General features: G+C 40.4%; 9 protein-coding genes and 4 tRNA genes. 11 read left to right on the top strand and 2 right to left on the bottom strand.

What is annotated here, in order from left to right; all coding sequences use genetic code 11:
* The 11 genes from lplT to luxS all read left to right on the top strand — a co-directional run bounded on the left by lplT (position 1) and on the right by luxS (position 9,686).
* On the top strand, positions 1-1,203 hold the full coding sequence (gene lplT / locus PR834_RS09435) for a lysophospholipid transporter LplT (RefSeq protein ID WP_036958917.1): 1,203 nt from the start codon (positions 1-3) through the stop codon (positions 1,201-1,203).
* 14 nt (positions 1,204-1,217) lie between these two features.
* On the top strand, positions 1,218-1,721 hold the full coding sequence (gene pncC / locus PR834_RS09430; protein ID WP_004264808.1) for a nicotinamide-nucleotide amidase: 504 nt from the start codon (positions 1,218-1,220) through the stop codon (positions 1,719-1,721).
* Positions 1,722-1,825: 104 nt separating this feature from the next.
* Positions 1,826-2,893: a recombinase RecA gene (gene recA / locus PR834_RS09425; RefSeq protein WP_094962029.1), complete on the top strand. Its 1,068-nt coding sequence runs from the start codon at positions 1,826-1,828 to the stop codon at positions 2,891-2,893.
* 326 nt (positions 2,894-3,219) lie between these two features.
* Positions 3,220-5,847 carry an alanine--tRNA ligase gene (gene alaS, locus PR834_RS09420; RefSeq protein ID WP_004264811.1) on the top strand — a complete coding sequence of 876 codons (2,628 nt, stop codon included), beginning with the start codon at positions 3,220-3,222 and terminating at the stop codon, positions 5,845-5,847.
* Between the two features lie 227 nt (positions 5,848-6,074).
* Complete coding sequence (gene csrA / locus PR834_RS09415) at positions 6,075-6,260, top strand: carbon storage regulator CsrA (protein ID WP_004264815.1); 186 nt, start codon at positions 6,075-6,077, stop codon at positions 6,258-6,260.
* 436 nt (positions 6,261-6,696) lie between these two features.
* Positions 6,697-6,789: transfer RNA gene (locus PR834_RS09410), tRNA-Ser, on the top strand.
* A gap of 11 nt (positions 6,790-6,800) precedes the next feature.
* Positions 6,801-6,877: transfer RNA gene (locus tag PR834_RS09405), tRNA-Arg, on the top strand.
* A 138-nt stretch (positions 6,878-7,015) separates the two neighbouring features.
* A tRNA-Arg gene (locus PR834_RS09400) sits at positions 7,016-7,092 on the top strand.
* A 94-nt stretch (positions 7,093-7,186) separates the two neighbouring features.
* A tRNA-Arg gene (locus PR834_RS09395) sits at positions 7,187-7,263 on the top strand.
* 196 nt (positions 7,264-7,459) lie between these two features.
* On the top strand, positions 7,460-9,019 hold the full coding sequence (gshA, locus tag PR834_RS09390) for a glutamate--cysteine ligase (protein ID WP_112307895.1): 1,560 nt from the start codon (positions 7,460-7,462) through the stop codon (positions 9,017-9,019).
* Between the two features lie 151 nt (positions 9,020-9,170).
* Positions 9,171-9,686 (top strand): S-ribosylhomocysteine lyase, encoded by a 516-nt coding sequence (luxS, locus tag PR834_RS09385; protein WP_004914042.1) that lies wholly within the window; start codon positions 9,171-9,173, stop codon positions 9,684-9,686.
* A gap of 85 nt (positions 9,687-9,771) precedes the next feature.
* Here the strand turns inward: luxS and PR834_RS09380 are convergent, their stop codons facing one another.
* On the bottom strand, positions 9,772-11,058 hold the full coding sequence (locus PR834_RS09380; RefSeq protein WP_110592308.1) for a CNNM domain-containing protein: 1,287 nt from the start codon (positions 11,056-11,058) through the stop codon (positions 9,772-9,774).
* 42 nt (positions 11,059-11,100) lie between these two features.
* Complete coding sequence (locus PR834_RS09375) at positions 11,101-11,892, bottom strand: cytochrome C assembly family protein (protein ID WP_004264820.1); 792 nt, start codon at positions 11,890-11,892, stop codon at positions 11,101-11,103.
* Positions 11,893-12,104: the final 212 nt, after the last annotated feature.

The raw sequence follows: 12,104 nt of genomic DNA, 5'->3' as shown, positions 1-12,104 counted from the left end.
ATGCAAGAGAATGCTTCCAATGTACCGTTAATGAGCAGAGGAATGAAAGCTGTACTTGCTTCACAGTTTCTTTCTGCATTTGCAGATAATGCTTTATTATTTGCCATATTAGCCCAACTTAAAGCCGAGTTTTATCCTGAATGGAGTCATCCTATCTTACAAATGGTGTTTGTTTTCACTTACATCGTTTTAGCGCCATTTGTTGGGCAAATTGCAGATAGGTTCTCAAAGGGGCGAGTGATGTTGTTTTCTAACATCTTTAAGTTTATTGGGGCATTAGGGATTTGTTTTGGGCTAAATCCATTCCTTTGCTATGGGTTAGTAGGAATCGGCGCGGCTTCATATTCACCAGCTAAATACGGTATTTTAGGTGAGCTCACAGGTGGAGATAACCTTGTTAAGGCCAATGGTGTCATGGAGGCTTCAACAATCGCAGCCATTTTAGTGGGATCGGTTGTTGGAGGAATGCTTTCCGATATTAACTTAATCTTAGCGCTAGGCACATGTGCTGTATTGTATGCGTTAGCCGTTATTGCGAATTTTTTCATCCCACACTTAGCTGCCGCGAGGCCTGGAAAAGGTTGGGATCTTAAACTGTTAATTACTTCTTTTTTCAATGCCTGCCGGGTGCTATGGGCTAACCAAGAAAGCCGTTTTTCACTAGTTGGAACCAGCTTGTTCTGGGGGGCTGGGGTAACGCTGCGTTTTCTGCTCGTTGCATGGGTGCCTGTGGCATTGGGATTACAAGACAACACAACGCCGACTATTTTAAATGCGATGGTTGCCGTGGGAATAGTTGCAGGAGCCGGGCTTGCTGCCAAGTTTATTACCTTAAAAACGGTTTATCGCTGCATTCCTGCGGGAGTTATTATAGGTGTGATGGTGGTGTTACTTTCGTTGCAAACTAATATTATTCCATCCTATTTTATTTTAATCATCCTTGGGATCTTCGGCGGTTTATTTGTCGTTCCGTTGAATGCATTATTGCAAGAAAAAGGGAAGGAAACTGTTGGAGCAGGGAATGCGATTGCAGTACAAAATTTAGGTGAAAATAGTGCAATGCTAATTATGTTAGGCTTGTACTCATTAGCAATTAAAGCAGGTTTGTCAGTTGTGAATGCCGGTATTGGTTTCGGTGCTGTATTCGCAATTGCGATTGCGGGTTTATGGGTTTGGGATCGCGCTCGTAAAAAAATGGCATAAAGGTAGATAACATCATGATAGATGAGAAGCGGCTTGAAACTCTGAGTATTCAGGTTGGGCTGAAACTGAAAGAACAGGGTAAAACAGTCACAACCGCAGAGTCATGTACCGGGGGCTGGGTTGCCAAAGTTTTAACCGATATATCGGGTAGCTCAGATTATTTTCAGCGTGGCTTTGTGACATACAGTAATGAAGCAAAGCATCAAATGATCGGTGTTAAAGATGAGTCTTTACAGCAGTATGGAGCTGTAAGCCAACAAGTCGTTACTGAAATGGCGACAGGCGCTTTACAAGAAGCCTGTGCAGATTTTGCTGTTTCAGTTAGTGGAATAGCAGGCCCTGGGGGCGGTAGTGTAGAAAAACCTGTTGGTACAGTATGGTTTGGTTTTGCACAGAAACAGGCAGACCAAACGGTATTAGTCACAACACAACATCAAGTGTTTCAAGGAAACAGAAATGAAGTTCGTTTTCAATCAACACTTTATATACTTGAAACACTTTTAAAGCAGTTAAGTTAAAAATTTCCTTGATACTGTATGATTATACAGTATAATTAATTTCAACAAACCGAATTCAATCGTTTTATTTGCAGTGGTCAAATCATTGCACTTAGGGAGTAAACATGGCTATTGATGAAAACAAACAAAAAGCACTTGCAGCAGCATTAGGCCAAATTGAAAAGCAATTTGGTAAAGGTTCCATTATGCGTCTTGGTGAAGACCGCTCTATGGATGTTGAAACTATCTCAACAGGCTCCTTATCCCTTGATGTTGCATTGGGTGCTGGTGGCTTGCCACTAGGTCGTATTGTTGAAATCTACGGCCCTGAATCTTCAGGTAAAACAACACTAACTCTGCAAGTTATTGCTGCAGCGCAACGTAGTGGTAAAACATGTGCTTTCATCGATGCTGAACACGCTTTAGACCCTATCTATGCTAAAAAATTAGGCGTTGATATCGATAACTTACTATGTTCTCAACCGGACACCGGTGAGCAAGCGCTAGAAATTTGTGATGCATTAACTCGCTCAGGTGCGGTTGATGTGATCATCGTTGACTCCGTTGCTGCATTAACACCAAAAGCTGAAATTGAAGGTGAAATTGGTGATTCACATATGGGCCTAGCTGCTCGTATGATGAGCCAAGCAATGCGTAAGTTAGCTGGTAACTTAAAAACATCTAATACCTTACTGATCTTTATCAACCAAATTCGTATGAAGATTGGTGTTATGTTTGGTAACCCAGAAACAACAACAGGTGGTAATGCATTAAAATTCTACGCATCTGTTCGTTTAGACATCCGCCGTATTGGTGCTGTTAAAAATGGCGAAGAAATCGTCGGTAGTGAAACTCGCGTTAAAGTGGTAAAAAACAAAGTTGCAGCACCGTTCAAACAAGCTGAATTCCAAATTTTGTATGGTGAAGGTATTAATACCTTCGGCGAGCTAATTGACTTAGGTGTAAAACATAAGTTAATTGAAAAAGCAGGGGCTTGGTATAGTTATAACGGCGATAAAATTGGCCAAGGTAAAGCTAACTCAACAAATTATTTAAAAGAGCACCCTGAAGTCGCTCAAGAAATTGATACCAAACTGCGTGAAATGTTATTGAATCACACTGGTGAATTTAGTAGTGCAGCAACAGACTTTATCAGTGATGCTGATGAAGAAGAAACACCAGAAGAATTTTAATTTTAATCTAATTAATTGATTAATAAGTAAATTATAGGCGCTCCGCTGATGTGGTGGCGCCTATTTTATTTTTAACCTATTACATTAATAGTTTATTGAACAGTTTTTCTGTGGAAAAATACACCAGTGCAAGGTATAAACATACTTTCAGAAAATATCTAGACGCTTTACAATGAAAGCTGCGAATGGATGTATCTATATTTTACTTCTGCACAAAGAGACTTTATCTTATCAGTCACTTTTTAATCGGAGAGTTGATTAGAGGTGATGTTACATTCCATCTCAACAATTCGTAATTCTGTTTCCAGCTTGATATCGGGATAAATATGAGTAAAAGCACCGCTGAGATCCGTCAAGCGTTTCTCGACTTTTTTCATACAAAAGGTCATCAAGTGGTCTCTAGTAGTTCACTAGTGCCAAATAATGACCCTACACTATTGTTCACAAACGCAGGGATGAACCAGTTCAAAGATGTATTTCTTGGTCTGGATAAAAGAGCATATTCCCGAGCGACAACCGCGCAACGCTGTGTGCGTGCAGGTGGTAAACATAACGACTTAGAAAATGTGGGCTATACCGCCCGCCACCATACATTTTTTGAAATGTTAGGCAATTTTAGCTTTGGCGATTACTTTAAGCATGACGCTATCCGTTTTGCTTGGGAATTATTGACTAGCGAAGAATGGTTTAACTTACCAAAAGAAAGGTTGTGGGTAACCGTTTACGCAACTGACGATGAAGCTTATGATATCTGGAATAAAGAAATTGGTATTCCAGTTGAGCGTATTATTCGTATTGGTGATAACAAAGGCGCACCATATGCGTCAGATAACTTCTGGCAAATGGGTGATACCGGTCCTTGTGGTCCATGTACCGAGATTTTCTATGATCACGGTGACCATATATGGGGTGGCCCTCCAGGAAGCCCAGAAGAAGACGGTGACCGCTATATTGAAATTTGGAATTTAGTCTTCATGCAATTTAACCGTCAGTCTGACGGGACAATGGAGCCTCTACCAAAACCTTCAGTTGACACAGGAATGGGCTTAGAGCGTATTTCTGCGGTATTGCAGCACGTTAATTCAAACTATGAAATTGATATCTTCCGTGACCTTATTGCTGCGGCAGCTAAAGCAACAGGTGCGACGGATTTAGAGAACAAATCATTACGCGTTATTGCTGACCACATTCGTTCTTGTGCATTCCTTGTCAGTGATGGTGTTATTCCATCAAATGAAGGTCGTGGTTATGTTCTGCGTCGTATTATTCGACGTGCTGTTCGTCACGGTTATATGCTTGGTGCCAAAGACACTTTCTTCTACAAATTAGTCGCGCCATTGATTAAAGTCATGGGGCCTGCGGCCGATGAACTTGCACGCCAGCAAGCTATGGTTGAAAAAGTTCTCAAGACCGAAGAAGAGCAATTTGCACGCACGTTAGAACGCGGTCTTCAATTATTAGATGAAGAACTTGCTTCACTGAAAGGGGATACTCTGGATGGTGAAGCGGCATTCCGCTTATATGACACCTATGGCTTCCCAATCGATTTAACGGCAGATGTTTGCCGCGAGCGCAATATTAAAGTCGACGAAGAAGGTTTTGAGCGGGCGATGGAAGACCAGCGTCGTCGTGCGCGCGAATCCAGTGGTTTTGGTGCGGATTATAACTCTTTAATTAAAGTTGATAAGCGTAGTGAATTCTCCGGTTATCAATATGATGAGCAACAAGCCACTATTACTGCATTATATAAAGATGGCCAACCTGTAGACAGTTTGAATGCGGGTGAAGAAGGCTTAGTTATACTAGATAAAACGGCATTTTATGCAGAGTCTGGTGGGCAAGTCGGTGATACTGGTTACTTAAATAATGACAATGCGAGCTTTAAAGTCACTGATACACAAAAATATGGTCAAGCAATTGGGCATATTGGTAAGGTAGAGGCGGGTTCACTGGTTGTTAACCATAGAATTACCGCTGTTGTGGATAGCGCTAGACGTGATGCGATCCGTTTAAATCACTCAGCAACACACTTACTGCATGCGGCATTACGCCAAGTATTAGGCGACCATGTTTCTCAAAAGGGTTCATTGGTTAATGACAAATACTTGCGTTTTGACTTCTCTCATTTTGAAGCGATGACACAAGAGCAACTACGTCAAGTAGAAGATATTGTGAATGCACAAATCCGTAAAAACTCAGAAATTGAAACTGAACTGATGGATTTAGAAGGCGCTAAAGCAAAAGGTGCTATGGCATTATTCGGTGAAAAATATGAGGAACGTGTACGTGTTCTGAGTATGGGTGATTTTTCTATCGAGTTATGTGGTGGTACACATGCGCGTCGTACAGGAGATATTGGTTTATTCCGTATCTTGAGTGAATCTGGTACGGCTGCAGGTGTTCGTCGTATTGAAGCGACTACAGGCTCAATGGCGATTGAAAGCATTCACAATCAGTCAGAGCAACTTTCAGCAATTGCACACTTAGTGAAAGGTGATATTAATAGTCTTGTCGAGAAAGTAAAAGCGGCGTTAGACAAATCTCGCCAACTCGAGAAAGAAATTGTGCAACTAAAAGATCAACAAGCATCTCAAGAAAGTGCTTCACTAAGTAGCAAAGCGAAAGACGTGAAAGGCATCAAATTATTAGTCACTCAATTAGCGGATACTGATCCTAAGTTGTTGAGAACTATGGTTGATGACCTTAAAAATCAGTTGAAATCAGCGATTATCGTGCTTTCAACAACAAGTGGTGATAAAGTCAGTATGATCGTTGGGGTAACTAATGATTTGACTGCTAAAGTTAAAGCAGGGGACTTAATTTCCTATATTGCAAGTCAGGTAGGTGGTAAAGGTGGCGGTCGCCCAGACATGGCTCAAGCGGGAGGTACTGACGTTAGCGCATTACCTGCTGCTATGGCAAGTGTCGAAGAATGGGTTGAAGCGCGTCTGTAAGCACTTACAAAGTTGCCTCATTAAAATATGAGGCAACTTTAATCTGTTGCGGCATTGTTAATGTATCGTTTGTAGTGCTATATTTTGCTTGTAAATAATTAGAATGCTTGTATTGATGGCATCAATGCTTTAGGTGAATGTCATTGCTTTACGTTTTCACGGTGTGTGATGGACAATAGCGGGGATACCTAGAGACCCGACTCTTTTAATATTTCAAGGAGCAAAGAATGCTTATTCTGACTCGTCGAGTTGGTGAAACACTCATGATAGGCGATGAGGTAACAGTTACTGTATTGGGTGTCAAAGGCAACCAAGTTCGTATTGGTGTTAATGCCCCAAAAGAAGTTTCTGTTCACCGTGAAGAAATTTATCAACGGATCCAGGCTGAAAAGACTCAACCAGATAATCAATAATAATGAATAAGCGTCCAATGATTGATCACACAGCAAGAATGGGCGCTTGTCTTACTCGCATTATTTCTAATAAATATCCTTTCGTTTTTATAATTCTCTAGCATCAAACTCATTTTATTGTTTAGTCTTCGGTTCTCTTTTACAAAATCTTGTTTTCCTTTGTATGAAATATAGGCTAATCAATCCAGTGAGCTTATTTTTATTCACTTATAGAATAATTTTTTTTCTGTATTTTTGATTATAAAGTTAGTGCCATAAGGGCTGAAAAATATCTTTTTCGGTGTTAAACTAAGCATCTTGCTTGTGAAATGTGCAAACAGACAACGGAATGCAAAAAGTTTGGAAAAATTGTTTGACTTCTAAGTCTAGGAAAGTAATATGTGCGCCACACAGCAACGAGATGTTTGAAAAAACAAATCGTGTGTAACTAAAATATGGTGAGGTGGCCGAGAGGCTGAAGGCGCTCCCCTGCTAAGGGAGTATGCGGTCAAAAGCTGCATCGAGGGTTCGAATCCCTCCCTCACCGCCATTTTAGATTATGCATCCGTAGCTCAGCTGGATAGAGTACTCGGCTACGAACCGAGCGGTCGGAGGTTCGAATCCTCCCGGATGCACCATATTTAACCCTATGAGAGAATCTGATGGGGTTTTGTTTTGGTTTTAGCAACCAAACAAAGCAGTAACTAAGAAGTTGATTTATAGAAGTAGAAGTTGATAAAGAAGTTTGAGAGAGCAGCACATCTTGCATTAAGTATGCATCCGTAGCTCAGCTGGATAGAGTACTCGGCTACGAACCGAGCGGTCGGAGGTTCGAATCCTCCCGGATGCACCATCTCTTAGCTAATAATTTAGCATATCAATAATACCTTTTAATTTAACTCAGAAAAGTTATTGAGAATGTATCGATTTCAAATCGAATGAATTTTGCATCCGTAGCTCAGCTGGATAGAGTACTCGGCTACGAACCGAGCGGTCGGAGGTTCGAATCCTCCCGGATGCACCATCTTTAAGAAACTCCTCATTTGAGGAGTTTTTTTTTGCCTAAAATTACCATTCATAAAATTAATTAAATCGTATTTTCTATACCTCTTTGATTTATTCCCTCATAAACCACACATCTAGACAGCGACAATTTATGTGATTTAAGCTAAAGTAATTGCCTTAATAAAATAAATTAACATCACAGGCGGGAGGTCGACTTGATCCCGGACGTATCGAAAGCGCTCTCATGGTTAGAGGCGCACCCAGAAACACTTAATGGTATTCAACGTGGTATTGAGCGTGAAACATTGCGTGTAACCCCCACAGGCGCAATTGCAGAGACCTTGCATCCAGAAGGGCTGGGAAAAGCTTTAACACATAAATGGATCACGACAGATTTTGCGGAGTCCTTACTCGAATTTATTACTCCTGTAGATAAAAGCATTAGCCATAATTTGGCTTTTTTGCGAGATTTACACCGCTATACAGCTCGTCACCTTCAAGATGAAAGAATGTGGCCGCTGAGTATGCCATGCTTTATTGAAAGTGAAGATAAAATCACTCTTGCGCAGTACGGCTCTTCTAATGTGGGGCAGTTTAAAACGCTGTACCGTGAAGGCCTTAAAAATCGTTATGGTGCTTTGATGCAAACGATAGCAGGGGTGCATTATAACTTCTCTTTGCCGATTGAATTTTGGCAAGCATGGGCGGGTATTGAAGACGAAGAAAGCGGTAAAGAAAAAATTTCTGAAGGCTATTTACGTCTAATTAGAAATTACTACCGCTTTGGTTGGGTTATTCCTTATCTATTTGGCGCATCTCCAGCTATTTGCGGCTCTTTTTTGAAAGATAGGGATACGACGCTATCATTTGATAAAACAGACTGTGGTACGTATTACTTGCCTTATGCGACATCATTACGCATGAGTGACTTAGGTTATACAAATAAATCACAAAGTGATTTAAACATCACATTCAATAAATTGGATGAATATGTAGAGAACCTGAAAAAAGCCATCCATAAGCCTTCAGCTGAATTTGAAAAACTGGGTGTAAAAAAAGACGGCAAATATATTCAACTAAATACGAATGTGCTGCAGATTGAAAATGAGCTCTATGCCCCAATACGGCCCAAACGCGTTCCTAAAGGCAATGAATCACCTTCTGACGCATTATTACGTGGTGGTATTGAGTACATTGAAGTCCGTTCACTTGATATCAATCCATTTAGTGCGATAGGCGTTAATGAAACGCAAGCTCGTTTTGTTGATCTATTCTTAATATGGTGTGTACTTGCTGATGCACCTGAAATGAATGCTCAGGAATTAGACTGTTGCCGTCAAAACTGGAATCGTGTCATTCTTGAAGGTCGTAAACCAGGCCAAGTCATTGGTTTCGGTTGTGGCAGCGAAGTTAAACCATTAGTTGACGTTGGGCAGCAATTATTTAATGACTTGATCCGTGTGGCTGAAGTGCTAGACACTTGTTGCGATGCAAAATATCAAGAAGTTTGTCACCAATTTGTTGCTATGTTTAAAGACCCAACTCTTACATATTCAGCGCTTGTTATGGATGAAATGTTAGAAAAAGGTATTGGTGGTTACGGGTTAGAATTAGCTGAAAAATATTTTGAACAGTTAGTGAACGAGCCGTATGAAGTGATAACTGAAGAGCAATTTGAGCAAGCACGATTAGCTTCAATAGCGAAGCAAGCGAAGATGGAACAAAGTGAGAGCGAAAGCTTTGAGGACTATCTACGCATTCATGCAGGACGCTAAAAGAAATGGCCACTCTAGGTGGCCAAAAAAAATCTCTTAGAGAATTAGGGATGATAACAAATTGCGCGTCTTTCAATAATTCAGACTCTGTATTTTCAAAATAGTTTCATTTATTTTAGAAAATATTTTTTATTTTCGAGGAGGTCACGAAATGCCATTATTAGATAGCTTTACTGTCGATCATACTCGCATGTCAGCACCTGCTGTACGTGTGGCAAAAACCATGAAAACACCAAGCGGTGATACCATCACAGTTTTTGATTTGCGTTTTACTGTACCAAATGAAGAAGCCATGACAGAAAAAGGGACGCATACTTTAGAGCACCTTTTTGCAGGCTTTATGCGTGATCACCTCAACGGAAATGGTGTTGAAATTATTGATATTTCACCAATGGGGTGCCGTACTGGTTTTTATATGAGCCTTATTGGCCAGCCAGATGAACTGCGTGTTGCTAATGCATGGAAAGCGGCAATGGAAGATGTTTTGCAAGTGAAAGACCAAAACAAGATCCCTGAATTGAATGTCTATCAGTGCGGTACATACAAAATGCACTCACTGGAAGAAGCCCAGCAAATTGCACGTAATGTTCTTGCATCAGAAATTGGTATCAATAAAAATGATGAATTAGCATTACCTGCAGAGAAACTTGAACAGCTACACGTTTAGTTTTTATCAAATATTCTCTATAAAAAGAGCCAATTAAGGCTCTTTTTATTTTATATGAGAATTAAATTGCAAGTTTATGACCAAATCAAAGGTCGGGGACTTGAGAACTGAATGTAAGAGGTGTGATCCTAACCTGTTTAACGATATTTTCATTCATCGCTAATACCTCGATAAGGTAATGCCCCACCACGATTTGCTCTTCAAGCTGTGGAATATCACCAATGACCTCTAAAACCATGCCATTAACCGTCCTAGGGCCATCTATGGGGAGATTCCAATCAAAAGCCTTATTCAGCTCACGAATATTAGCAGAACCGTCTACAAGAACGCTTCCATCACTTTGTGGCAAGACTTCTTCGGCTAAAGATGGCGACATCGAGGTTGTGAAGTCACCCACTATCTCTTCTAATATATCTTCGACAGTGATAAGGCCTTGAATTTCACCGTATTCATCAACAATGATCCCAAGTTTTTCTTTATTGTGCTGGAAGTTAACTAACTGAACATTTAATGGTGTACTGTTAGGAATAAAATAAATGTTATCTGCAGCTTTAATTAGGTTTTGCTTATTAAACTCACGTTTTTCCATCATAAGACGGTATGCTTCACGGACGCGTAAAATGCCAATAGAGTCATCAAGTGAGTCGCGATAAAGCACAATGCGGCCATGAGGGGAGTGCGTGAGCTGCCGAATGATTGATTTCCAGTCATCATTGACATCAATACCAACAATCTCATTCCTTGGCAGCATAATATCGCCAACAGTGACTTTGTCTAAGTCTAAAATTGAAATCAACATGTCTTGATTTCGGCGGCTAATTTTATGCTTTGATTCGTTAACAATGGTGCGTAGCTCTTCCTTATTAACCGCATCAGTTCTTGCGGTTAGTGACTTCACCCCAATGCAGCGTAACAGTAGGGCTGAAATAGTATTAAATGCCCAAACAATAGGCATCATGACTACTTGTAATGGTTTTAAGAGGTAACTACTTGGAAATGCGATTTTTTCAGGGTACAGCGCTGCCAGTGTTTTTGGCATGACTTCGGCAAAAATGAGGATCACAAAAGTCAGGATCCCTGTAGCCATAGCTACACCTGCATTCCCATATAGTCGCATACCAATGATGGTCGCTAATGCGGAAGCGACTATGTTGATTAAGTTATTACCAATAAGGACTAGGCTTAACAGCTTATCAGGGTGTTTAAGAAGTTTTTCAACGCGGATCGCTGAGCGATTACCTTGTTTTGCTAAATGTTTTAACCGATAACGGTTTAGCGTCATCATCCCTGTTTCTGATGCAGAGAAATAGGCTGACATAAAAATTAAAACAATCAATATGATGATTAGCGTACTCGTGGACACATCATCCAAAACAAGTTTCCTTATATTGTGAAAGTCGTGGCTTTATTTGCGTCAAAATACCATAAACTCCTGTATTAAACGGTTACCAAAAAAAGCCATTGTTAAGATGATTGAGCCACCAACATGGAAAAATAGGACGCGCTTACCTCGCCATCCTCCATGGAAATGTCCCCAAAGTAGAGTGATATAAACAAACCATGCAATGACGGATAATACCGATTTATGGATATTTTCTTTATCAAAAATATTATCCATATAAATAAAGCCAGTACACAAGGTCAGAGTCAGCAAAATGACCCCAACTTGAGTGATGTGGAACATTTTACGTTCAATTACCATCATGGGTGGCATATCTGGACTAAATTTTAAGGTTTTGTTCTTTAGCTGATGGTCAATTAAAGCCACTTGTAATGCATATAAAGCCGCAATAAGGAGTGTCGCATAGCTCAACAAAGCTAGACCAATATGAACAAAAAGTGGTACTCGAGCTTCAAGATGCGTAATAAACTCACCAGGCATTAGCGTTGACAGCATCAAGTTAATAATGGCAAAACTATAGACTATAGGCGTTAAGTACCAAGCTTTTCCCCAGTAAGCGACAACAGTCATAATCACACACATGAGTAAGCTCACTGTTGAGCCTAAATTCAACAGAGTGAGGTTTTGTCCCTCGGCTTCACTGAAAATCAAAAATTTCAATGTAATAGCGTGAGTTACTAACGCAACAACGGCAAGAAAAAGCGCGAGGTGGCGGTAGAACGGCTGTTTACGCACTTGGCCAGGGACGATCAGTAACAGACTGACCATGTATGTACAAACTGCTATGACTGCAAATACGGGCATAGTATAGTGTCGTTAATCATTTTTAGTGGAAAGTTATTCATAGTATAACTTGTACGAGTGTAGGCTCCAACTATTGGACAGGCCAATCACAATATATTCATTGCTGATAGCACTTCATGCGCCTACTGTTTGGTTTGTATTATTAAATTCATGCCATAATAACCTGTATCATCTGTTTCAAACAGGGGGCAGCGAAAAAACTGCGGGCATGT

The organism is Providencia sp. PROV182, assembly GCF_028480325.1.
GTDB classification, from domain to species: domain Bacteria; phylum Pseudomonadota; class Gammaproteobacteria; order Enterobacterales; family Enterobacteriaceae; genus Providencia; species Providencia hangzhouensis.
Note: the sequence above shows the minus strand (reverse complement) of the source record. Positions and strands in the feature narration are given on the sequence as shown.